Origin of the sequence: Rheinheimera lutimaris (assembly GCF_013283795.1) — a bacterium.
GTDB lineage: Bacteria > Pseudomonadota > Gammaproteobacteria > Enterobacterales > Alteromonadaceae > Alishewanella > Alishewanella lutimaris.
This window is the reverse complement of the sequence record NZ_JABSOD010000005.1, coordinates 250,094-273,014: the sequence shown is the minus strand read 5'-3', so window position 1 is coordinate 273,014 and position 22,921 is coordinate 250,094. Positions and strand designations below refer to the sequence as shown.

Annotated in this window: 17 protein-coding genes; 9 read left to right on the top strand and 8 right to left on the bottom strand. The window is 48.0% G+C overall.

The genetic code is table 11. The features are described 5' to 3' along the window. Nucleotides 1-73: 73 nt before the first annotated feature. The 3 genes from HRH59_RS07320 to tsaA form a co-directional block, all read right to left on the bottom strand. Nucleotides 74-1,801, bottom strand: a complete 1,728-nt coding sequence (locus HRH59_RS07320; RefSeq protein ID WP_173500614.1) for a proline--tRNA ligase — start codon at nucleotides 1,799-1,801, stop codon at nucleotides 74-76. Between the two features lie 61 nt (nucleotides 1,802-1,862). Then, complete coding sequence (locus HRH59_RS07315) at nucleotides 1,863-2,930, bottom strand: Kelch repeat-containing protein (protein WP_173500613.1); 1,068 nt, start codon at nucleotides 2,928-2,930, stop codon at nucleotides 1,863-1,865. After that, nucleotides 2,899-3,633 carry a tRNA (N6-threonylcarbamoyladenosine(37)-N6)-methyltransferase TrmO gene (gene tsaA / locus HRH59_RS07310; protein WP_231702420.1) on the bottom strand — a complete coding sequence of 245 codons (735 nt, stop codon included), beginning with the start codon at nucleotides 3,631-3,633 and terminating at the stop codon, nucleotides 2,899-2,901. The genes HRH59_RS07315 and tsaA overlap by 32 nt, the downstream gene beginning before the upstream one ends. A gap of 131 nt (nucleotides 3,634-3,764) precedes the next feature. Between tsaA and purU the strand changes: the two genes are divergently transcribed. Together purU and HRH59_RS07300 are read left to right on the top strand one after the other, a co-directional pair. Then, nucleotides 3,765-4,598 carry a formyltetrahydrofolate deformylase gene (purU, locus tag HRH59_RS07305; RefSeq protein WP_173500612.1) on the top strand — a complete coding sequence of 278 codons (834 nt, stop codon included), beginning with the start codon at nucleotides 3,765-3,767 and terminating at the stop codon, nucleotides 4,596-4,598. A gap of 66 nt (nucleotides 4,599-4,664) precedes the next feature. Then, nucleotides 4,665-5,198, top strand: coding sequence for a hypothetical protein (locus HRH59_RS07300; RefSeq protein WP_173500611.1), 534 nt, complete (start codon nucleotides 4,665-4,667; stop codon nucleotides 5,196-5,198). Here HRH59_RS07300 and can read toward each other — a convergent pair whose 3' ends face one another. Beyond that, a complete protein-coding gene (gene can / locus HRH59_RS07295) occupies nucleotides 5,199-5,855 on the bottom strand; it encodes a carbonate dehydratase (protein WP_173500610.1) in 657 nt (218 codons plus the stop codon). A gap of 202 nt (nucleotides 5,856-6,057) precedes the next feature. Between can and HRH59_RS07290 the strand changes: the two genes are divergently transcribed. From HRH59_RS07290 to HRH59_RS07280, 3 genes are all read left to right on the top strand, one after another. After that, nucleotides 6,058-7,476 carry a mannose-1-phosphate guanylyltransferase/mannose-6-phosphate isomerase gene (locus HRH59_RS07290; RefSeq protein WP_173500609.1) on the top strand — a complete coding sequence of 473 codons (1,419 nt, stop codon included), beginning with the start codon at nucleotides 6,058-6,060 and terminating at the stop codon, nucleotides 7,474-7,476. After that, the gene (locus HRH59_RS07285; RefSeq protein ID WP_173500608.1) at nucleotides 7,463-8,911 is read left to right on the top strand and encodes a phosphohexomutase domain-containing protein; all 1,449 of its coding nucleotides are present in this window, start codon (nucleotides 7,463-7,465) and stop codon (nucleotides 8,909-8,911) included. The genes HRH59_RS07290 and HRH59_RS07285 overlap by 14 nt, the downstream gene beginning before the upstream one ends. 95 nt (nucleotides 8,912-9,006) lie before the next feature. Further along, a complete protein-coding gene (locus tag HRH59_RS07280; protein WP_173500607.1) occupies nucleotides 9,007-9,534 on the top strand; it encodes an H-NS family histone-like protein in 528 nt (175 codons plus the stop codon). Between the two features lie 58 nt (nucleotides 9,535-9,592). On the opposite strand, the gene HRH59_RS07275 is transcribed toward HRH59_RS07280, so the two are convergent. After that, a complete protein-coding gene (locus HRH59_RS07275) occupies nucleotides 9,593-10,336 on the bottom strand; it encodes a YciK family oxidoreductase (RefSeq protein ID WP_173500606.1) in 744 nt (247 codons plus the stop codon). Nucleotides 10,337-10,559: 223 nt separating this feature from the next. Here HRH59_RS07275 and HRH59_RS07270 point away from each other — a divergent pair, with 223 nt between their 5' ends. Together HRH59_RS07270 and sohB are read left to right on the top strand one after the other, a co-directional pair. Further along, complete coding sequence (locus HRH59_RS07270) at nucleotides 10,560-12,950, top strand: VolA/Pla-1 family phospholipase (RefSeq protein ID WP_173500605.1); 2,391 nt, start codon at nucleotides 10,560-10,562, stop codon at nucleotides 12,948-12,950. A 91-nt stretch (nucleotides 12,951-13,041) separates the two neighbouring features. Continuing rightward, nucleotides 13,042-14,037 carry a protease SohB gene (gene sohB / locus HRH59_RS07265; protein ID WP_173500604.1) on the top strand — a complete coding sequence of 332 codons (996 nt, stop codon included), beginning with the start codon at nucleotides 13,042-13,044 and terminating at the stop codon, nucleotides 14,035-14,037. Between the two features lie 57 nt (nucleotides 14,038-14,094). Here the strand turns inward: sohB and HRH59_RS07260 are convergent, their stop codons facing one another. After that, entirely contained in the window at nucleotides 14,095-15,429 is a 1,335-nt protein-coding gene (locus HRH59_RS07260; RefSeq protein WP_173500603.1) for a dicarboxylate/amino acid:cation symporter, read from the bottom strand. A 171-nt stretch (nucleotides 15,430-15,600) separates the two neighbouring features. Between HRH59_RS07260 and HRH59_RS07255 the strand changes: the two genes are divergently transcribed. Beyond that, entirely contained in the window at nucleotides 15,601-17,811 is a 2,211-nt protein-coding gene (locus HRH59_RS07255) for a beta strand repeat-containing protein (protein ID WP_173500602.1), read from the top strand. A 61-nt stretch (nucleotides 17,812-17,872) separates the two neighbouring features. Here HRH59_RS07255 and astB read toward each other — a convergent pair whose 3' ends face one another. Next, the gene (astB, locus tag HRH59_RS07250) at nucleotides 17,873-19,216 is read right to left on the bottom strand and encodes an N-succinylarginine dihydrolase (RefSeq protein ID WP_173500601.1); all 1,344 of its coding nucleotides are present in this window, start codon (nucleotides 19,214-19,216) and stop codon (nucleotides 17,873-17,875) included. 224 nt (nucleotides 19,217-19,440) lie between these two features. Between astB and topA the strand changes: the two genes are divergently transcribed. Further along, on the top strand, nucleotides 19,441-22,026 hold the full coding sequence (gene topA, locus HRH59_RS07245) for a type I DNA topoisomerase (protein ID WP_173500600.1): 2,586 nt from the start codon (nucleotides 19,441-19,443) through the stop codon (nucleotides 22,024-22,026). A gap of 61 nt (nucleotides 22,027-22,087) precedes the next feature. Here topA and HRH59_RS07240 read toward each other — a convergent pair whose 3' ends face one another. After that, entirely contained in the window at nucleotides 22,088-22,852 is a 765-nt protein-coding gene (locus HRH59_RS07240; protein WP_173500599.1) for a hypothetical protein, read from the bottom strand. Nucleotides 22,853-22,921: the final 69 nt, after the last annotated feature.

The window sequence follows — 22,921 nt, the reverse complement described above, 5'->3', positions numbered from 1 at the left end:
AAGAAAAATGCCGGTCAGCTTAACTGACCGGCATTAAGCGAATTCGCTGCCTTTTTCCTATTATAAGCTGGCGTTACTTTGCCAGCTTTTGCTGCATGGCAGCAACCACAGATGGAATATCCAGCATTTCTTTTTCGCCTGTGCGACGGTTTTTGTATTCTACCTGTTGGTTGTCGAGGTTACGCTCGCCAACGACGATGCTGTGCGGAATACCCATCAGCTCCATATCGGCAAACATCACGCCGGGCCGCTCTTTACGATCGTCAAACATCACTTCAAAACCGGCGGCAGTCAGTTCGTTGTATAACCGTACTGTGGCTTCTTCAATCCGCACCGATTTATGCATATTCATTGGTATTAATGCAATTTGAAATGGCGCTATCGCATCCGGCCAGATAATGCCGTAATCATCGTGGTTTTGCTCGATAGCGGCGGCAATAATGCGCGATACGCCGACACCATAGCAGCCCATGGTCATGATCTGGTGTTTGCCTTCTTCGTTTAATACGCCGGCTTTTAAGGCCTGAGAGTAGCGATCGCCTAATTGGAAGATATGGCCGACTTCTATACCGCGCTTAATCACCAGTGTACCTTTGCCGCAAGGGCTGGCGTCACCTTCAACGATATTACGCAAATCTGCCACGCTGTAATCTTTAATATCACGGTCCCAGTTAACACCGGTTAAGTGGTAGCCGTCTTTATTGGCGCCACAGATAAAATCTGCTAAATGCGCCGCGCTGCGATCAACAATAACCGGCAGTGGCAAGCCCACCGGCCCCAGTGAGCCCGGGCCTGCGCCGATAGCCGCGCGAATTTCTTCTTCGCTGGCAAACACCAGCGGGCTTTGTACCTGCGGCAGCTTTTCGGCTTTAATTTCGTTCAGTTCGTGGTCGCCACGCAGTACCAGAGCAACAAGAGTCTGTGGTGCCTTGTCATCGGCTTTGGCGGCATAAACAATCAGGGTTTTGCTTACCAGCGCCATATCCTGCTTTAGCAGAGCTGCAACATCCGCCACGGTTTTGGCATTGGGTGTGGCAACTTCTGCCAGAGTTTGTGTCGCAGCACCGCGTTCACCTTTAGGTGCTAAGGCTTCGGCCATTTCAATATTGGCGGCGTAATCACTTTCGTCGGAAAATGCGATAGCATCTTCGCCGGACGCGGCCAGCACATGGAATTCGTGTGACATACTGCCGCCGATAGCACCGGTGTCGGCCAGTACCGGACGGAAATCCAGGCCTAAACGGGTAAAAATATTGCAGTACGCCTGATACATGGCGTCATAAGTTTGCTGCAGGCTGTCCTGGCCTAAATGAAACGAGTAGGCATCTTTCATTAAAAATTCGCGCGCGCGCATGACACCAAAGCGTGGCCGGCGTTCGTCACGGAACTTAGTCTGAATTTGATACAGGTTCAGTGGCAGTTGCTTATAGCTGGTGATTTCGCGCCGCACTAAATCTGTGATCACTTCTTCGTGGGTCGGCCCCAGCACAAAATCACGGGTGTGGCGGTCTTTAAAGCGCAGTAACTCGGCGTCCATTTTGTCCCAGCGGCCGGACTCCTGCCACAGCTCCGCCGGTTGCACCATCGGCATTAATACTTCAATAGCGCCGGCTTTGTTCATTTCTTCGCGCACAATTTGCTCAACTTTACGCAGTACCCGCACGCCGGTAGGCAGGTAAGTGTACATGCCGGAGGCAACACGACGCACCATACCGGCGCGCAGCATAAGTTTGTGGCTGATAACTTCGGCATCGGCCGGGGTTTCTTTTACGGTAGATAGTAAGTACTGACTGCTGCGCATCGTATTCTCATATGTCGTGCTGAAAAATTGCCGCCATTCTAGCAAGGCGGCAGGGGCAATTCTATTGGAGTTTTATCTGGTGTTTAATCAGTTTGGGGCTGACTTGCCGGCCCTGTTGCATGCCGCCAACCGAATAGATGTCGCCATCTATATCCACAAGACCGCGTAAGTCCATTACAGCTGTGGTATCAGCCGCTTTAAGCCAGCGTTGCTCTGCTAACGAAAATACCCATACCTTGCTGTCAGGCTCTGACGGTGTGCCATTGTAGCCAATACCATTGTAGTTATACGGGTTAGTGGTGCCGCCGATAAACACCAGCATATCTTTGCCATCAATTTTGGTGTTAATACCAGCCATACGGTAACGAGCAGTGCCGGTAGGATGCGGAATGATACGCCAGTCGATTTGGTTAGCATTGCTGCCTACTGTGCCGAGGTAACAGGCCGGTTCACTTTTATATTCACGTTTTTTATCAGCGTAATATTGCAATGCCACACCATCACAGACCAGCATCCGGTTATCAGCCATAGCACCGGCTAAGCCAAATACCGATTTGCCGGGAAACGGCGTGGCCTGTGACCAGCGCTGGGTAAAGTTATCAAATACCTGTACCAGGTTGACATTGCCATGATCGCTCCGGCCGCTGACAAGATAGATGTAACGGTTCTGGTAGGTTAACGCGACAGCGTCATCTACCGGTACCGGAATATCATTCAGTTTGGTGTAGCGTTTGGTTACCGGATCAATACGGTAACTGTCTACCGCGGTCTGCTCAGAGCCATCAGCATTAACGCTAAAACCGCCAAAGATAAAAAAGTTATTGTTAAGCGCTACTGCACTGGCAGCAATACGGCCGTTCACTTTTTGGGTGCTGGGCACGGCCGGCAGACTTTGCCAGTTAAATTCGCCCACGGTGTGCATCCAGACTTTATTGTGCACGTCGCTGTGTTGTTTACCCGGGCCTATGCCCATAAAGCTGGCAATATAGGTTTTACCGCGCACCGACGTTATCGCAACGGCGTTATTACTTACCGGCTCGGGTAAGTCGGGTAGTGTAGTGGCGGATACGGCAACACAGGTTGCTGCAGCTGCCAAACTACTCAGGTAGCTGATGGATTTCAGTAACATGGTTATGTTCTCCGTTTACGGTCCATTTAATATTGTAGTTATACAGTGTCATGCCGTAACTTTGTTCACCTTCGCGTTGTTTTTTATACGACGGGCGTGGATCTTGTTTTAGTACCTTTTCAATAAATACTTGTAAATCAGGATATTGGATTTGTTTTAGGCAGAACAGACTGGCTTGCTCAGCAAAGCTAACTGTCATCGCGGTTTGTGGTGCGGCATCGGCAAAACCGCCGGCTGCGTTTGGCAAGGCATCAGAATAAGGCAGGTAAGGCTTAATATCGATTACCGGCGTGCCATCAAGCAAATCAATACCACTGATTTTCAGCATCAGCTTACCGTTTTTGCGCTCAACGCCTTGCAGCTTTACCACTGACAGACCCACCGGGTTGGGCCGGAAAGTAGCGCGGGTGGCAAACACGCCTTTACGGGCATTACCACCCAGGCGTGGCGGACGCACCATAGGCGACCAGCCTTTATCTGCCGTCTCGTGAAACACAAACAGCAGCCATAAATGGCTGAAACTGTCGATACCGCGCAGAATAGCTTCATCGCTGTAGTCATCTTCCAGCACCAGATAACCGCTGGCCTCAGGAATAAGCCCCGGTTGGCGCGGAATCGCAAATTTTTGCTTGTAGGGCGACTGAATATAACCCACCACATTAAACTGATAAGACGCCATAAACTCCCGTGCAAACGCAGACAAAGCTAATCTGCGGTATTATGCGGCTTTTTGTCGAAACAACAAGTTAAGTCGAAGACATCTAAATGTCTTTGACGCCAGAGCACCATATGCGGTAAAAACTAACCAAGTATGAATAAGGTATACACAATATTATGGAACGTAAGGTCTTACTGACAGAATGCCCTGACTCCAAAGGGTTGATCGCGCAAATCACCAATATTTGTTATAAACACCAGTTAAATATCATCCGCAACACAGAATATGTTGACCCGGTTAGCGGCCAGTTTTATATGCGCACTGAACTTGAAGGCGTATTTAACGACGCTACGCTGTTGTTTGATTTAGACCGTGCTTTACCGCCGGGATCCGAGCGCAGCTTAGTCAGCCGTCGCGCCAAGCGCGTTGTAATCTTGGTAACCAAAGAAGCGCATTGCCTGGGTGATATTCTGATCAAAGTATTTGACGGCTCGCTGGCACTGGATATTGCTGCTGTTGTGGGCAACTACCCGCAGCTGGAGCAACTGGCGGCGCGGTTTGATTTACCCTATCACTATGTCAGCCATCAGGGCTTAAGCCGCACAGAACACGAAGCAGCGCTGCTGGAAGTGATTAAGCCTTATCAGCCGGAATATCTGGTACTGGCTAAATTTATGCGTATTTTAACGCCGGCCTTTGTAGCGCAGTTTCCGGATAAAATTATTAATATTCATCATAGCTTTTTACCGGCCTTTATCGGTGCTAATCCTTACCGGCAAGCGTTTGAGCGTGGGGTGAAAATTATCGGCGCCACGGCGCATTTTGTGAATGACGATTTGGATGAGGGGCCGATTATTCAACAAATGGTGGCACCGGTCGATCATAATTTCAGTGCCGACGATATGGCCCGCGCCGGTCGTGATGTAGAGAAATCAGCTCTGAGTAAAGCACTGCAACTGGTGGTTGAAGACAGGGTGTTCGTGCATGGCAATAAAACCGTGATCCTGTAACGGTTGATTTTACATTGCGGTGCTTTTCTCTGATACTTGACACAACATCATTGAGAGAGTATTAGCATGAAAACAGTATTGTTTTGGCTTAGTGTGCTGCTAAGTACCGCCGTTTTTGCAACTGAGCAAGGAGAGCTGCATCCAAAGCTGGAACCACTGCGGCCTTACCTTAATCAGCATTGGCAGGGAGATTTGACACAGCCTGGCGCTCAGACAACAGTGATTGACCGTTCGCTGTGGAGCCGTGCCTTAAATGGCCAAGCCATCAAGACGGTGCATTCGATTAATGATGGCCAATATGGTGGTGAGTCATTTATCTTCTGGGATGAAAACCAGCAAAGCTTGGCCTATTACTATTTCACCACCGCCGGCTTTTACACCCACGGCACTATGGAGTTTGATGCTCGGGTGGGTGAAATTATTGCACTGGAAAACGTTGAGAATAACCAAAACGGTATTACGCAGGTAAAATCATTCAGCCGCATTATGCCCGATGGTACTTTAGAGACGAAATCCAGCTACCTGCAAAACGGCAACTGGGTTGACGGCCACCGCGCCACCTACAAACCGGTAGCGCAGCAGCAGATTATTTTTAAATAGTTATTTTTCGCTAAGGCCGGAGTCAGTCAGATCTAAAGTGTAGATATCGTCAATTTTATCGGCACAGGAATGACTGACGCGCAGGTCTTTAACCCGACCATTGCGCAAACTGTACACCCAACCATGAATAGTCAGCGGCTGACCGCGCTCCCAGGCTTCCTGCACAAAACTGGTATGACACAAATTACGCACCTGCTCCATCACGTTTAACTCAATCAACCGGTTTAACCGTTCGCTGTCATCAGCGACCTGTTCCAATTCATCGCGGTGCATGGAATACACGTCTTTGACATTGCGCAGCCAGTTGTCGACAAAGCCGACACGCTGCTTGGTCATGGCGGCTTTTACACCGCCGCACCCGTAGTGGCCAACAACCAAAATATGCTTAACTTTCAGAATATCAATAGCGTACTGCAATACGGATAGACAGTTCATATCAGAGTGCAATACCAGGTTAGCAACATTGCGATGCACAAATAACTCGCCCGGTAACAAGCCGACTATTTCATTAGCCGGCACACGGCTGTCAGAGCAACCAATCCACAAATATTCCGGCGCTTGTTGCTCAGACAGTTGCTTAAAAAAGCCGGGTTGTTCTTTCTCAATCCGGTCGGCCCAATTTTTATTATTGATAAACAGTTGTTTAAAATCCGGCATAGTCCACCCTGATCAGAAAAAGTGCGCCAAGATAGCCGATCTTAGCCACTTTTAGAGCACCGACCAGCTGAAATTTGCTAAATTGGGCAAATTTCACTGCGCTTATTTAAGTTAACACAAACAGCTGACGGCCGGCTGACATTCTGACTATACTGTGGCGAGCATTGTTTCAAAACGGAATTTTACCTTGAATGGAGTCAAAATGATCCCTGTTATCCTGTCAGGCGGCTCAGGCACCAGATTGTGGCCTTTGTCCCGCGCCAAAAAGCCTAAGCAGTTTTTACCGCTGTTGAACGAAAAAAGCATGCTGCAAAATACGCTGTTGCGCCTCAAAGGCCTGACAGATATACAGCCGCCGATGATTATTTGCAATGAAGATCATCGTTTTATGGTGGCCGAGCAATTACGCGAGCTGGCAACGGCGCAACCGACTATTTTGTTGGAACCGGTCGGCCGCAATACGGCGCCGGCTATAGCCGTTGCTGCGCTGCAAGCCATGAGCGACGGCACTGATCCGCTGCTGCTGATATTGGCGGCAGATCACGCTATTAAAGATATTCCGGCCTTTCATCGGGCTGTTGAGTTGGCTATTCCTGCCGCAGAGCAGGGCAAACTGGTAACTTTTGGCATAGTCCCGACCTGTGCCCACACCGGCTACGGCTATATTCGCCGTGCCGACAGTGCTAAAGATGCGTTGCCACCAGAGGTTGCTGCGGTAGCGCAGTTTTACGAAAAGCCGGATCATGCCACCGCCAAACAGTTTGTCGACTCAGGCGATTATTTTTGGAACAGCGGCATGTTTTTATTTAAAGCCAGCCGTTTTCTGGCGGAGTTGCAGCAGTTTGCTCCGGCAATTATCAGCGCGGCAGAGCAGGCTTTGGCCGCGGCGGCCAAAGATTTGGATTTTATCCGGCTGGATAAAGCTGCCTTTGCTGCCAGCCCGTCCGACTCGATTGATTACGCCGTGATGGAAAAATCAACCAATGCCGCTATGGTAGCGTTGGATGCGGGGTGGAGTGATGTCGGCAGTTGGGATGCATTGTGGGACGTCATGGCCAAGGACGAGCGGGGTAACGCTTGTCGCGGTGATGTGCTGCTGGAGCAATGTAATAACAGCTATGTAAATGCTGAAGAGCGGCTGGTGGCGGTTATCGGGCTGGACGATGTGGTGGTAGTGGAAACCAAAGATGCGGTATTGGTAGCCAGCAAAGCCCATATCCAGGGGGTTAAGAATATTGTTGCGAAGCTGCAGAGTTATGGCCGCAGCGAGGTCGATTTGCACCGTGAGGTATTCCGGCCCTGGGGCAAATATGACGCTATAGATCACGGTAACCGCTATCAGGTTAAACACATTACCGTAAAACCCGGGGCCAAGCTGTCGGTACAAATGCATCATCATCGTGCTGAGCACTGGGTAGTGGTAAGCGGCTCGGCATTGGTCAGAAATGGCGACAAAGAGTTTATGGTAACTGAGAATGAATCTACTTACATTCCGGTAGGGGTGATCCACTCATTGGAAAACCCCGGCAAGATAGCGCTGGAGCTGATTGAGGTGCAATCAGGCAGCTATCTGGGTGAAGACGACATAGTGCGCTTTGAGGATAAATATGGCCGCAATTGATGATCCGCTTAGCTGTTTTAAAGCCTATGATATTCGCGGCAAGTTAGGCGATGAACTGAATGAGCATATTGCCTGGTGTATTGGCCGCGCCTACGCACAGATAGTAAAGCCAAAAACCGTTGCTTTAGGCGCTGATGTGCGGGCGACGTCAGAGCCATTAAAATTGGCACTGGCTTTGGGGTTAATGGCTGAGGGCGTCGCGGTAATCGACCTTGGTATGACTGGCACTGAAGAGGTGTATTTCGCTGCTCAGCATCTGGCTGTTGATGGTGCTATTGAAGTGACCGCCAGCCATAACCCGATTGACTATAACGGCATGAAACTGGTGCGGCATAATGCCAGGCCAATTAGCGGTGATACCGGACTGGGCGATATTAAAGCCGCTGCCGCTGTATTGCTGGCACAGCCGTTTCCCGAGCAGTCTTACCGGCAGTTTTGTCAGCAGAGCGCAGCGTTGGCGCAAGAGGCAAATCTGACGAGTAACGGTGTGCTGTACCGCAAGCTGTGCATCTTACCGGCGTATACAGCCCATATGTTGAGCTACATCGACATTAAAAAGCTTAAACCGATGCGACTGGTCGTCAATGCCGGCAACGGTGCTGCAGGTCATGTTATTGATGCAATTGAAGCGATATTTCAGCAGCAACACATTCCGCTACAGTTTATTAAAGTGCATCATCAAGCGGATGCAACATTCCCCAATGGCATTCCCAATCCGTTATTAACTCAAAACCGGGCAATAACCGCTGCTGCAGTGGTGGAAAATAACGCCGATTTTGGTATTGCCTGGGACGGTGATTTTGACCGCTGCTTTTTGTTTGACCAGCAGGGAAGCTTTATTGAAGGTTATTATATTGTCGGCTTGTTAGCGGCCGCTTTTTTACAGAAATACCCCGGCCAGAAAGTTATTCATGATCCGAGGTTGTACTGGAATACCCTGGCCATAGCACGACAACATGGCGGTGTAGCGGTAATGAGTAAAACCGGCCATGCCTTTATTAAAGAGCGCATGCGGTTGGAAGATGCGGTTTATGGTGGTGAAATGAGTGCGCATCATTATTTTCGTGACTTTGCTTATTGCGACAGCGGCATGATCCCCTGGCTGCTGATAGCTGAACTTATGTCGGTAACGGCAAAACCTTTGGCTGTATTAGTACAAGATATGATAAAGGCTTATCCTTCTTCCGGTGAACTGAATTTTCACATAGCGCAGCCGCAGCGCGCAATAAATCTGGTTAGATTAAGGTATATCTCTGAGGCGGAGTTAGTTGATCACACCGATGGTTTGAGTATGGAAATGGCTGATTGGCGCTTCAATATCCGTTGTTCGAACACCGAAAACGTGCTTAGATTGAACGTAGAATCAAAAGGTGAAGTACTATTAATGGAACAAAAAACCACCGAAATAGTATCAATCTTAACAGAAGCTGAATGAATGATATTATTTTAATGTGATCAGGCTTTATTATATCTTTCTTTTATGCAGTTAATTGCTTATCCTGTTACAACGAATTATTAAAGGAGATGGCAATGTCGATTTTATTAGAAAAGCGCGAATTGAAAAAAGCAGCAAAAGAGCTAACCTTAGGCAAGCTTACCGATGTAATTGATACGCTTAACAGCGTACTGGCGGAGCGTCAGAAAGAGGTCGAGTTGATTACTCAGTTGGAGCAATTGGCTAAATCACAAGGCTTTACGCTGGAGCAGTTGGGTTACAAACTGAATAATGAAATGGTGCTTGAATCAGCAGATCCTGCGGTACGTTCAGATAAAAGACCAACTAAGCCAAAATTCAAAACAATTAATAAAGACAGCCAGTACTTTTATGTAGAAAATGGTCAATTGCAGTTATTACGCACTCATACCATGAAGAAAGGGTTGCAAGACCGTGGTATTGACGTAGTGCCGGTGACAAAAGTAGATAAAAAGTATGCTAAGCAAATTGACAGCCTGATTACTGACGCTACAGCGCAGGCGGTAGAGAACTTTAACGCTAAAGTGGATGCCTGGAACGAGTGGGCGGCAGCGAACGGCGAAGAAATTCTGAGTAAAAAATAAGCGCTGCCAAATAACAAAACCCGGCAACTGCCGGGTTTTGTTATTTGGGCTTGGTATATTATTTGGGCTGAGCATCTAATGACTGACCATTCACCGTAATACTGTCGTCACTCATCAGGTACAGATATAACCACATTAAATCAGCCGGTGTTTTCAATAAATTGACATCTTCGCCCGGGTAAGCGCGACTGCGCATCTTAGTGCGGGTGGCACCCGGGTTAATGCAATTCACGCGGATACTGCTGTTATCGTATTCATCGGCTATTACCTGCATTAAGCCTTCAGTGGCGAATTTCGACACAGCGTAAGGCCCCCAGAAAGCACGGCCTTTACGGCCGACACCGGAAGAGGTAAATACTACCGAAGCATGCGGCGACAGTTTTAGTACCGGTAATAATGCCTGAGTCATCAGCATAGGTGCGGTGACATTCACTTGCATAATGTCCTGCCACGTGGGCAAGTCAATATGGTCAAACGGGCTTAGCACACCCAAAATACCGGCATTGTGTAATACGCCATCTAATTTACCGAATTCAGCTTGAATAGTGGTAGCCATATCACGATAGTGTTTGGCGGTAGCACCTTTTAGATCGAGCGGGATAATAGCCGGCTCTTTACCGCCGTTTTTGATTATTTCGTCATACACTGCGGTAAGCTTGTTAACAGTCTTACCTAACAGAATGACGCTGGCACCATAACGGGCATAGGTTAATGCTGCTTCTTTCCCTATACCGTCGCCGGCACCGGTAACTAATATCACTTTATCTTGGAGTGCGTCACTAGCTGCTTGATAACTTTGCATAAAATCTCACTTATTGCCGCAAAAACGGCGCCAGCATACGCGCAAATGATGAAATTTGCACCTTTCTTCGTTGGAACTGTATTTTTCAGCTAGCGATTTCTTTTAGTTTGAGTTAACTTTAACTGGTCGTAGCTGTTACAGGCTATAAGCACAACAGATTTCCAATAAGCAAGGTAACTATTTGCTTTGCAATAAAAAATAAAGTCAGGATAGGGGAGAAACTATGAACAAGCTGGCACTAAGCTTAGCTGTTGCACTCGCGTTGGGGTTAACCGGGTGTGGTGGCGAATCGTTAGATGATATTAAACAAGAAGAGCAGGGTAGCGTTAAGCCATTATCCCGTGTGGTGTTTGACCCCGCAGCTTCCACACCACGCTTATCTGTTCCAAATGATTTATTATTCCAATTTCCGGCAGAATTGCCTGACGGTACCAAACTCTATACTGACGGCACTTTATATATGCCATCTGAGCGTAATGCCTTGGGTTTACCGTTAGAAGCACCGGAATACGGTAGCGATCCATCCACAGCAATCGGCGCTTTAGATGGTTGGTCAACACAGCATCCGTACCCTATAGAAGTTGATCTAATTGGCGGCGCAGAGTTAGTTTTGGCATCTGTTCAGCAACCCGGTGCTGTACGTGTGTTTGAAATGGTAATGCAGGACCCGAGATCTACGGATGAAGATTGTGCCACAGCGAACCGTGGCTTTGCCTGTAAAGTGGTGGCTGAACTTACCTTTGGTGTCGATTTTGTTACTACGGTCAGTGGTAAAAATGTTGTTGTTGTGCCTTTAAAGCCTTTAAAAGCCAAAACGACTTATATCACTGCATTAACGTCATTAATTCAAGACGACAACGGCAATTCACTGGCACCGTCAACGTCATATGAATTAGTGAAACAAGATATCACTACTTTACCATTGAACACCCCTGCACAACGCGGTTTACAAGGTTTAATTAACAGCTTTGAAAACGTACTGGCCGCTGAAGGTGTTGATAAAGACACTATCGTTTACACTGCAGCTATGACAACACAATCTACTCTTGATGTACTGGCTACACTGAAGTCACTGATGGCAGCAGCAGGCTCACCTTATAATCCCGGTAGTATAGTTGTGGCAAATGAAGGTGCATTGTCTGACAGTGTGGGGCGCCCGGGCATCTCTGGCAATCCTATGTTTGCTAATGTCATTGAGTATAGCGGTACTGTTGACTTGCCGTATTATCTCGGTGTGCAAACTGCAGAAGCGCCAAAAGCACCATTAGAGACACGTTGGACTGCGCTGTGTGACAGTGGTGCTATTTTAGCGTCTCTACCTGAAACTGAAATTCCGGCAGCGGCGGTATCTGTGACTGATGGCCTGTGTGCACAATTAACTGCAAATCAGTCAATTCAATTACGTGATCTTGGTAAAGATACCCAAAAACACTTAACGAAATTTAATCCGATCCCTAAAGTTAACTCATACCAAACGGTTGACGTTATTATGACAGCGCCGAATGGTGCGGCACCGGCGGATGGTTGGCCGGTGGTTATACTGTCGCACGGTATTACCTCATGCAAAGAGAATATGCTGGCCGTTACTGCTGCACTTAGTCAGGCAGGTTTTGCTACGGCAGCAATAGATCAACCGTTGCATGGCTCACGTGGTTTTGCTGGTATTAATGCCTCAACCGGTTGCAACATTCAGGGCGGTAACGCTACTGTGTATATGAACCTGTCTAATTTATTAGTTACCCGCGACAATTTGCGTCAAAGCGTTGCTGATACATTGGCACTGCGGTTAGCACTGAATGATGTTACCGGTCTTGACCTTAACACGGCCAACGTGCAATTGCTGGGTATGTCATTAGGCTCTATTACCGGCGCTTCTGCAGTAGCATTAGCCAATATGCCAAGTGGCACAGCTATGGATGCGGCATACCGTATGAAATCAGCCGCGTTATCCGTACCGGGCGGTGCTGTTGCTAACTTCCTGCTGGAGTCAGCCAGTTTTGGCGCGCTAATCCGCGCCAGTATTGTGTTGGGAGCTGAAAAGTTGAAACCAGATTTTTTAACTTATCTTGGTGGAAATTCTAATTGTCTTGATGACGTAGATGATGCTGCAGCTTTTACTAACTGCGCTGCAGGTCAGATAGATGCTTATATTGACGGCGCTGCAGCACCTGTTAAAGCTGCCATCAGTGGCACTTTGGCGCAATTTGCTTTCGCTGCACAAACTATTACAGATGCCGGCGATCCAAATAACTATCTGCAATTGCTGGCCAGTACGGAAACACCGGTATATGTTGCAGAGGTAATAGGCGCTGATGTGAACTCAGCAACTTCTGACCGTGTAATTCCAAACCAAACGGTTGGCATGCAATTAGGCGGCACTGAACCATTCGCCCGCTTGTTGGGTGCTACTGCTATTAACAACGTTGCCGGACCACAGGCGCTGGCTGGTAATGTGATTGCCCGCTTTACTGCAGGTACTCATAGTTCGTTGCTTGACCCAACAAGCAGCGGTGCTGCCACTCAGGAAATGCAAACGCATATTGCTACTTTCCTTGCAAATCAGGGCGCTGCTCTGGTTGTGGCAAATCCGGCAGTGTTAGCGCCGGCGAACTAATCCATAGTAACAAACCAAAAGCCCGGCTCGCCGGGCTTTTTCTTTTGTGATAACTGGTTACAATGCTTAAAATCGTTTTGAGGACACAATATTGGAATTTTTATACGAATACGGTTTATTTCTGGCCAAGGTAGTAACCTTTGTTGTTGCAGTAGCCGTAATTATTGGTTTGATAGCCGGCGCGGCATTGAGTAAACAGCGGCCGAAAAAAGGCCAGCTGCAATTTACTGATATTTCCGCACAGTACCGCCGGCAAACTACAGAGTTACAGCAGCATTTGCTGGATAAAAAGCAATTTAAAAAGTGGCGAAAAACGCAGGCAGAACCCGGCGATCAGCACAAGCCGCGTTTATTTGTGGTTGACTTCAACGGTAGTATGGATGCCAGAGAAGCAGAAGCCTTGCGCGAAGAAGTTACGGCAATCTTGGCGGTTGCCGACAAAGCTGATGAAGTGCTGCTGCGGCTGGAAAGCGGCGGTGGCGTGGTGCACGGCTATGGTCTGGCGGCGTCACAGTTGGATCGCTTGCGCAAAGGCGGTATCAGCTTAACGGTAGCAGTAGATAAAGTGGCGGCAAGTGGTGGCTATATGATGGCTTGTATTGGCAACCGGATTTTAGCTGCGCCTTTTGCCATTGTTGGTTCTATTGGTGTTATCGCGCAATTGCCTAACTTTAATAAGTTGCTGAAAAAAAGCCACGTCGACTTTGAGCAGTTTACCGCCGGTGAGTATAAACGCACGGTAACCTTATTTGGTGAGAATACTGAGAAAGGCCGGCAGAAGTTCCAACACGAGCTGGAACAAACACATCAGTTATTCAAACAGTTTGTGCAGGATCACCGGCCACAGTTGGATATTGACGCCGTCGCCACCGGTGAGCATTGGTTTGGTTATCAAGCTTTGCCATTGCAACTGGTCGATATCATTCAAACCAGTGATGACTATATGCAGCAGCAATTGCCGCAGCGCAGATTATTTCAGGTGCAATATCAGTTGAAAAAAGGTATCGCAGAAAAAGTGGGTATGGGGTCGGCTAATATCGTGTCGCAGTGGTGGCAAAAAGTGCTGCAACACAGCTGGTTGCGTTAGCAATAGCAGGTAACAAAAAGCCTGCAACAGCAGGCTTTTTACTTAGTGAGAAATGAGTTAGCGCAGGTGGTGAAAATCGATATTTTCTTCTTTGCTACCGGCGTTTACATCGTCAAATACGGCTTGATCAAACGCCTTTTCACTTTTACCGACAATACAGGATACCATGGCATCGCCGGTAACATTTACAGCGGTGCGGGTCATATCTAACAAGCGGTCTACGCCGATAATCAGTGCGATGCCTTCCACCGGCAAACCGACCTGTTGCAACACCATCGCCAGCATAATAAGGCCAACGCCGGGTACGCCTGCGGTGCCTATAGACGCCAGAGTAGCGGTTAGCACCACCATCAGATAATCACCTAAGGTAAGGTCGACAGCAAATACCTGAGCGATAAATACTGTTGCTACTCCCTGCATAATGGCTGTGCCGTCCATATTAATAGTGGCACCCAGTGGCACTGTGAAAGAGGCAATACTGTTTTTAACACCTAACTTATTGGTTACGGCTTCCATAGTTACCGGCATGGTGGCATTGCTGCTGGATGTGCTAAAGCCAAACAGCGCAGCATCCTGCATTTTTTTGAAAAAAATCAGCGGGTTTAGTCCGGATAGCAGTTTAAGAATAATGCCGTAACTAACGATACCATGGATTAGCAAAACACACATGACGACGCCAAAATACTTTGCCAGACTGGCGATAGTCTCAAAACCCAACGTAGTAAACAGCTTTGCCATCAGAAAAAACACGCCATAAGGTGCCAGGTTCATCAACAGCGTAACCAGCTTCATAATAACGTCGCTAAGATCAGTAAATACTGCTGACAGTCTTTCGCCGGTTTTACCACTCATTGCCATCGCCAAACCAAATAACACAGCGAAGACAATAATTTGCAGCATATTGCCTTTCGCCATGGATTCGATAGGGTTGCTGGGAAAAATATTAATAAATACCTGCGACAGTGCCGGTGCTTCGCTGGGGTTAAACGTAGCGTCGGATTGCATTTGCACGCCTTCACCCGGAGCAATTACCAGCGCAGCAAAAATAGCCAGACTGATGGCAATAGCTGTAGTAATGAGGTACAAACCTATGGTTTTTCCACCAAGGCGGCCTAAACTGGAAGTGTCTGACAATGAACAGGTACCACAGACCAGAGAAACAAACACCAGCGGCACCACCAGCATTTTTAAGCTGGCTATAAAAATTTCACCACCGATATGAAATAGGCCATCAATAAACAGTGCTTTTAATGGTATATCTAAACCAAGCAGGTGCAATACGCGTTCATCCTGACCGGCTAACAGCCATTTAAAGAAAAAACCTACCGCTATACCTGCAGCCATACCTATTACAATGCGGGCGGTTAACCCCAGCTTCTTATTTCCTGTCATCACATCAAACTATTTGTAAACTTATAATGAGCTTAAGCCTAACAGGTTGGGCTTGTGAAAGGCAGCTACTGCTAATTTTTTTTTCAAAATTGCTGTGACGTTTGCCGGATTAATGGTTTAAGATACAGAAATAACAAAACTATATAATAAAAACAGCTAGGGAGAGTTTTCATGCGAAACATCCGGCAACTTTTTGTTGCGCTAATCGTTACAACACTGGCGGCGTGCGGCGGCGGCGGTACTTTAGATTCAGATGGTGGGACAGGTGGTGGTAATACACCGGTATACAGTTTAGCCCTGACGTTGGCTGATGCCAGCGGGACTGCTTCGTCAGATTTAGCTCAGGCGACCCCTTTAACGTTGACGGCAACATTAAGAGCAACTAACGGAGGAGTGATTTCAGGCCAAGTGATTAACTTCGCATTGAGTGACGAGCAACTGGCTACGTTTGGTAATGCTGCGGGAACTGCATTAACTAATGATGCCGGCGTCGCGTCTTTGCAATTATTAGTTGGCAGTAGAAGCGGCGCAGGTAATGTCACTGCCACTTATGAATCTGCAACTGCTGCTGCAGGTTTTGTGTCTTTAGGCGGTGATGGTGCCGTAACCTTAATTGCCGATACATTGCAGTTAGGTTCAGGAGCATCCGGCAAAGTAGAGTTAACTGCATTAGTAAGAGATAGCAGTAATGTTGTGGTGTCTGGTGTGCCGGTGGTTTTCTCCAGTGATTCAGGAGAGCTGGATCAGCTTGATACGACTACTGTTAACGGTATTGTCAGAGCTGTACTGACCACACAAACTGATAAAAATAACCGTGATATTGTTGTTACAGCAAAGGTACAGCAACAAACATCTGAGATTACCATTTCAGTGATCGGTACTTCGATTGAAATTGCGTCCCCGGGTTCAGTAGTTTTGGGCGACACAGCTACTATAGATGTGTTTCTAACTGATTCAAATGACAGCGGTATTGCCAATACCACCGTTGAAGTTACTTCGGCTCTGGGTAATACAATAATTAATCGCGCTCCGGTAACTGCCGGTGCTGCCGGAAAAGCAACTTTTACGTATGAAGCAGATAATCCGGGCGCTGACACAATAACTGTTTCTGCCTTAGGTACTTCTAATTCTGTTACGCTGAATGTTAGCCCTGACGAATTCGCTTTTCTTGAGGCGGTTGACGAAGGCGATAATGTTCTGGAAGTCAATTTAAATACTGCACAAGCGCTGGATGTTGAGTGGTTGGTAAGTGGCGCAGCTAATGCCGGTGAAAATGTTACTTTTAATACCACCCGCGGTGCTATTGCTGATATAGCTGCAAACTTAGCCAATAATGTTACTGCACAAGACACAACTGATGCTGCAGGCCGCGCGCAAACAGTGGTTCGCTCGCAGTTTGCCGGGCTTGCAACTATTAGTGCCACCGGCGGAACCGGTGCCGGTGCAGTCAGTGCTAAAAAGGTCGTAGAGTTTGTTGCGGTTAATCCGACTAAGATTGAGGCTCAGGCTTTTCCGACTCAAGTGGGGGCGGGTGAATCCAGTGCTATCCGTGCCATAGTACGAGACGCCAATAATAACCCGGTAAAAAATCAGACCGTAGTATTTTCTGTAGATAATGCTGCAGGTGGTGTTATTAGCACAGGTACAGCTGATACAAATTCACAAGGTATCGCCTCGACGGTGTTTACTGCGGATAATACAACCGGCGCAGGTGTCAATGGCCTGAATTTGGTTGTTAAAGCCGCACTGGAAGATAACAACGCTATTTTTGATGAAGCAAATATTGCTGTCGGTGACAGAAGCTTGTTTTTCCGGTTTGGCACGGGCAATACAATAACGAAGCCATCAGACAGCACTTATTCAAAACAGTTTTCTATTATTGTTACGGACAGCTCAGGCAATCCGGTGGCGAATCAAGCGCTTAACGTTGCAGTATCTCCGGTAGCCTACCGGAAGGGCGTTTGGGTAGAATCTCCTCCTGCCCCTGCCGCCTTTAAATCTTGGGCCACTCAGGTCTCAGTAGTTGATGGCTTTGGTAATCCGGTTAATTGTGTCAATGAAGATGCTAACTTAAACGGGGTTCTGGACGCTGGTGAAGATATTAATGCTGACGGCATTTTGACTCCGGGTAACCCGGTTGCAGTGCCCGGCACAGTAACTGCGAATGATACTGGTATAGCTGAATTTGTGATCACTTATCCGCAGGATGTGGGTGGCTGGTTAGATGTCCGGCTACAAGTATCAGGTTTCGCAGCCGGTACAGAAAACGTAGCGCATCGTGTTTATAGCTTACCGGTATCATCTGAAGATATTACGGATGAGAACTCACGTCCGCCGGCAAATCCTTATGGTTCTGCAGCCAGTTGCGCTATTGCAGATTAATGAAAATTAGAAAGAAAAAGGGAGCTGATTCAGCTCCCTTTTTTTACGCCAATTTTATTATTTATACTTGCTGGAACTGATATACCGAGCCCAGATCGAGGATTTGGGTTAATTCATCCAACGCTGTGCGTGATTCCAACAGTAATTGCGGATCAGCTAAATCAGCTTCGCTAACCTGGTCGCGATAGTGCTTATCTACCCACTGATTCAGTGTGGTAAACAACATATCGCTCATCAGTACATTTTGGTTAACGGCTTGCTTTTCCTGCTCACTCATTGCTACACGCAGACGCAGGCAGGCAGGGCCGCCGCCGTTTTGCATGCTTTGTTTCACATCATAGTAATGAATTTGCTTTATCGGCGTATTACGCTCTGTCAGCGCCGCCAGATAAGACGATACTGCTGCGCTGTCCTGACACTCTGTAGGGGCTATGATGGCCATTTCGCCATTGGCCAGTGTAATCACCTGGGTATTAAACAGATAGGTTTTAATCGCCTCTGCCACTGATACTTCACTGTTGAGTACTTCTATCAGATGCAGCTCGCTGTCGTTACCAAACTTACGTTGCAGTTCGTTGAGTTTGGCTTGTGAGTCGACAAAGGCTTGCTGGTGGTAAAACAGTACGTTTTGGTTACCTACTGCAATAACGTCGTTATGAAACACGCCCTGATCGATAACATCCGGGTTTTGTTGCATATACACCACATGCTCGTCACTTAAACCATGCAACCGTGCTACGGCTTCACAGGCTTCCAGTGTATGGCGCGCCGGAAAGCGCTTTGGTGCCGGTTTGCTGCTGTCAAACGCATAACGGCCAAATACAAACAGTTCTACGCCACGCTTACCATAAGCGCTGCAAAGTCTGGTATGATTCGCGGCGCCCTCATCACCGAAGTGATCATTGTCGGGTAAATGTGTATGATGCGCGAAATGCTCGGGGTTGCGGAACATGGCCTGTAAAATTTTGCCGGTGGTAACCGGCTCCAACGAGCGGTGAAACTTGTTGGTCAGGTTAGCAGGGGTAAAGTGCACTTTGCCATCAATGGTATCGGCAGACGGCGATATGGTTGCTGCATTAGCGGTCCACATGCTGGAAGCTGAGCATACTGCTCTGAGTACCGCTGGCGCCTGTTTGGCCGCTTTTTCTATTACCTGTGCATCTGAACCGGTAAAACCGAGACGGCGTAAGGTATAGACATCAGGGCGCTCTTGCGGGGCTAAAACACCCTGCACCATGCCAAGGTCATGCAAAGCTTTCATTTTGCTTAAGCCTTGCTTTGCAGCCTGACGTGGGCTGGAGCTGTTTTTAGCGTTAGATAACGAGGCAACATTGCCGATAGATAAACCGGCATAGTTATGAGTTGGCCCTACCAGGCCATCGAAGTTTGCTTCAAAGAATTTCATTTTTGCTTTATATCCTTTATTTGGAATGGGCACTGTTTTTATTATTTTTGCGGCCGCTGAGGATGCTTCATTCGGTCTGGCGAACCTTTCGCCAGACAGCTCTTAAATTGAGCTGGTTTGCATAATAATGAGTTTATTCACTTGTCACAACTGCGGTTTACGGATATACGTTAAAAAAGCAGCATAATTGACATGCATAAAATGTTAGGGATCTCGGGATTAAGATGGCGAAATCACTGGTTATAGTCGAATCACCGGCAAAAGCGAAAACGATCAACAAATACCTTGGCAAAGACTTTATCGTTAAGTCCAGCGTGGGCCATATTCGCGATTTGCCCACCAGCAGTACTAAAGACAAGGCTGCTGCGAACAAAACGCTGAGCAAAGAAGAAAAAGAATACCAGGCGCTGGTAGACCGCATGGGTATAGACCCTGCGCATGGTTGGAAAGCGCGCTATGAAGTTTTGCCCGGTAAGGAAAAAGTGGTTAAAGAGCTCAAAGCGCTGGCTGAAAAAGCTGAAACCGTTTACCTGGCAACGGACTTAGACCGTGAAGGGGAAGCAATAGCCTGGCATTTACAGGAAATTATCGGTGGTGATGAGCAGCGTTTTAAGCGGGTTGTGTTTAACGAAATTACCAAAAATGCCATTCAGAATGCCTTTGAAGAACCCGGTGAAGTAAATGTAGACCGCGTAAATGCACAACAAGCCAGACGGTTTCTCGACCGTGTGGTCGGCTTTATGGTATCGCCGCTGTTGTGGAAAAAAGTCGCCCGTGGTTTGTCTGCCGGCCGCGTGCAATCTGTCGCAGTGCGTTTAGTGGTAGAGCGTGAGCGCGAGATCAAAGCCTTTGTGCCGGAAGAATACTGGACAGTTGCCGCAGATACCTTAACAGTGGCCAAACAGGCGTTGCAACTGGATGTAACCAAGCAACAGGGCAAAGCCTTTAAACCGGCAAATAAAGCCGAAGCAGATGCCGCCTTAGCCGTGCTGAATAAGGCCGGTTATAAGGTACTTGAGCGTGAAGACAAACCCAGCAGCAGCAAACCGCAAGCACCTTTTATAACGTCCACGTTGCAGCAGGCGGCCAGCACGCGACTGGGCTATGGTGTAAAGAAAACCATGATGCTGGCACAGCGTTTGTACGAGGCCGGCCATATTACGTATATGCGTACCGACTCGACGAATTTAAGTGCGGATGCGGTAAGCGCTTGCCGCGACTATATCAGTGCACAGTTTGGTAAAAAGTATTTGCCGGAACAACCGCTGAGTTACGGTAGCAAAGCTAATGCGCAGGAAGCGCACGAAGCAATCCGGCCTTCAGATGTAAACGTATTGGCCGGTAGTCTGAGCGATATGGAAGCCGATGCGCGTAAACTGTATGAATTAATTTGGCGCCAGTTTGTGGCGTGCCAGATGCCGCCGGCATTGTATGACGTCAGCAATATTATTGTGCAGGCAGCAGACTTTGAATTAAAAGCCAAAGGCCGTGTACTGCGCTTTGATGGTTGGACTAAGGTGCAGCCGGCAGTTAAGCGTAAAGACGAAGAAGACAGCTTGCTACCGGACGTTAAACCCGGTGAAATGTTACAACTGCAGCAATTAAACAGCGCGCAGCACTTTACCAAGCCGACAGCTCGTTTCAGTGAAGCCAGCCTGGTCAAAGAGCTGGAAAAGCGCGGTATCGGCCGGCCATCTACTTACGCTTCTATTATTTCGACCATCCAGGACCGCGGTTATGTGCGGGTAGAGAATAAGCGTTTTTATGCCGAAAAGATGGGCGAAATTGTTACCGACCGTCTGGTTGAAAATTTTAACGACCTGATGAACTACGACTTTACCGCCAACATGGAGCTGAAGCTGGATGACATTGCTAATGGTCAGGCGCAGTGGCGTAAAGAGTTAGACAGCTTTTACGGTGATTTTTATCAGAAACTGAAAACTGCAGAAAACGATCCTGAGCAGGGTGGTATGCGGGTAAATCAGTTTGTGTTAACTGACATTGTTTGCCCGACGTGTGGCCGGCCTATGGGCATCCGCACAGCCTCTACCGGGGTGTTTTTAGGCTGCTCGGGTTACAACCTGCCGCCGAAAGAACGTTGCACCACCACCATGAATCTGGTGTCCGGCGATGTGGCAGTCAATGTCAGCGATGAAGATGAAATGGAAACCGAGGCGCTGCGACAGAAAAAACGTTGTGCCAAATGCGGCACAGCGATGGACAGCTATCTCATTGACGAGCAACGTAAATTGCACGTATGTGGTAATAACCCGGCATGTGATGGTTACCAGGTAGAGCAGGGTAGCTTTAAAATTAAAGGCTACGACGGCCCGCTGATCGAATGTGATAAGTGTGGCAGCGATATGCAGTTAAAATCCGGCCGCTTCGGTAAGTATTTTGGTTGTACCAATACCGACTGTAAAAATACCCGCAAGCTGCTGCGCAGTGGCGAAGCTGCACCGCCAAAAGAAGATCCGGTGCATTTGCCGGAGCTGAAGTGCGAAAAGTCAGATGCTTACTTTGTACTGCGTGATGGCGCCGCCGGTTTATTCCTCGCTGCGTCTACCTTTCCGAAGTCACGCGAGACACGGGCGCCGTTGGTGGCGGAACTGGCGAAGTACCGGGCTCAGTTATCACCTAAGTTCTATTACCTGGCCGATGCGCCGGTAAAAGACCCTGAAGGTAACCCGGCGGTAGTGCGCTGGAGCCGTAAGACTAAGCAGCAGTATGTGATGTCGGAAAAAGACGGCAAAGCTACCGGTTGGTCTGCATGGTATGAGGGTGGTAAGTGGGTTGTCACTAAAGCCTGATGTTGCGGTAATGGCGAAACAAAACGGGCCGCTATTGCGGCCCGTTTTTAAATTGGTTGCACTACCATTTGCGTTTGGGTGCAAACAGCTCGTCCAAATCTTTGTTTTCTTTTTCTTCTTTTTTCTCGCGATCTCTTACATTGCCTTCTTTCAATTGGCTGGCAATGTCTTCCAATCCCTGCATAATTTCTGATTTACGCATCAATACATAGTCGTCCTGATGCGGGGTGCTGCTGAGGGCTGTCAGGGCTTTTTCGAAATACTGCCTGGCAGAACCGAGCATATTGTTGGTTCTGGCCTGATTGCCGCGTTTAACTTGGCTTTCAACATTAATACGCAGTTGCAGCACTTCAAGCCGTTTATCTTCCTGAATTACCATCTGCGTGTCGATATTGCCTCTGGCATGCTCACCGCGCAGCACGGTGCGCAAGCGCTTAATGCCTTTGATCATAGCAATAAGCTGTTGGTCATTGTCCGGTAAGGTCACCGTTTCTGCCACCGGGCTGCTATCGGCGCTATTGTCTGTCAGGCGGCTCTCAGTATCCTGCAAACGCTGTTTAATATCGCGCGCGCCGGGCTCCAGTTCAACCATAGCTTTGAGCGCTGTCGCGGTGCGTTTCAGCAACATTTGTTGCAGCGCAGCAGACAGCGGCACATTGGCGGCGTTCACCATCAACTCTTCGGTGTCTTCCAGCATGGCGCGCAATTTACTGAACTCAGCACGTTTTAACGTGGCCAGACGCTCTTTATGTTGTTGAATAGCATTCACTATTACCGCTATAACAACCAGAGCAACGACCAGCGTTATTATTAAGGTTAACAGCATTGAAACCTCATTAAGGACAGAACCTGACTGTCATATTAATCATAAAACCGCTGAAATAACAGTTAACTG

Excerpts from the sequence above, each read along its gene's own strand:
- HRH59_RS07240 (WP_173500599.1), bottom strand. The coding sequence starts at position 22,852 with ATGCTGTTAACCTTAATAATAACGCTGGTCGTTGCTCTGGTTGTTATA.
- HRH59_RS07300 (WP_173500611.1), top strand. The coding sequence starts at position 4,665 with ATGAAAACAGTATTGTTTTGGCTTAGTGTGCTGCTAAGTACCGCCGTT.
- HRH59_RS07260 (WP_173500603.1), bottom strand. The coding sequence starts at position 15,429 with ATGACAGGAAATAAGAAGCTGGGGTTAACCGCCCGCATTGTAATAGGT.
- topA (WP_173500600.1), top strand. The coding sequence starts at position 19,441 with ATGGCGAAATCACTGGTTATAGTCGAATCACCGGCAAAAGCGAAAACG.
- HRH59_RS07280 (WP_173500607.1), top strand. The coding sequence starts at position 9,007 with ATGTCGATTTTATTAGAAAAGCGCGAATTGAAAAAAGCAGCAAAAGAG.
- HRH59_RS07270 (WP_173500605.1), top strand. The coding sequence starts at position 10,560 with ATGAACAAGCTGGCACTAAGCTTAGCTGTTGCACTCGCGTTGGGGTTA.
- HRH59_RS07255 (WP_173500602.1), top strand. The coding sequence starts at position 15,601 with ATGCGAAACATCCGGCAACTTTTTGTTGCGCTAATCGTTACAACACTG.
- purU (WP_173500612.1), top strand. The coding sequence starts at position 3,765 with ATGGAACGTAAGGTCTTACTGACAGAATGCCCTGACTCCAAAGGGTTG.
- HRH59_RS07290 (WP_173500609.1), top strand. The coding sequence starts at position 6,058 with ATGATCCCTGTTATCCTGTCAGGCGGCTCAGGCACCAGATTGTGGCCT.
- HRH59_RS07275 (WP_173500606.1), bottom strand. The coding sequence starts at position 10,336 with ATGCAAAGTTATCAAGCAGCTAGTGACGCACTCCAAGATAAAGTGATA.
- can (WP_173500610.1), bottom strand. The coding sequence starts at position 5,855 with ATGCCGGATTTTAAACAACTGTTTATCAATAATAAAAATTGGGCCGAC.
- HRH59_RS07285 (WP_173500608.1), top strand. The coding sequence starts at position 7,463 with ATGGCCGCAATTGATGATCCGCTTAGCTGTTTTAAAGCCTATGATATT.
- HRH59_RS07315 (WP_173500613.1), bottom strand. The coding sequence starts at position 2,930 with ATGTTACTGAAATCCATCAGCTACCTGAGTAGTTTGGCAGCTGCAGCA.
- HRH59_RS07320 (WP_173500614.1), bottom strand. The coding sequence starts at position 1,801 with ATGCGCAGCAGTCAGTACTTACTATCTACCGTAAAAGAAACCCCGGCC.
- astB (WP_173500601.1), bottom strand. The coding sequence starts at position 19,216 with ATGAAATTCTTTGAAGCAAACTTCGATGGCCTGGTAGGGCCAACTCAT.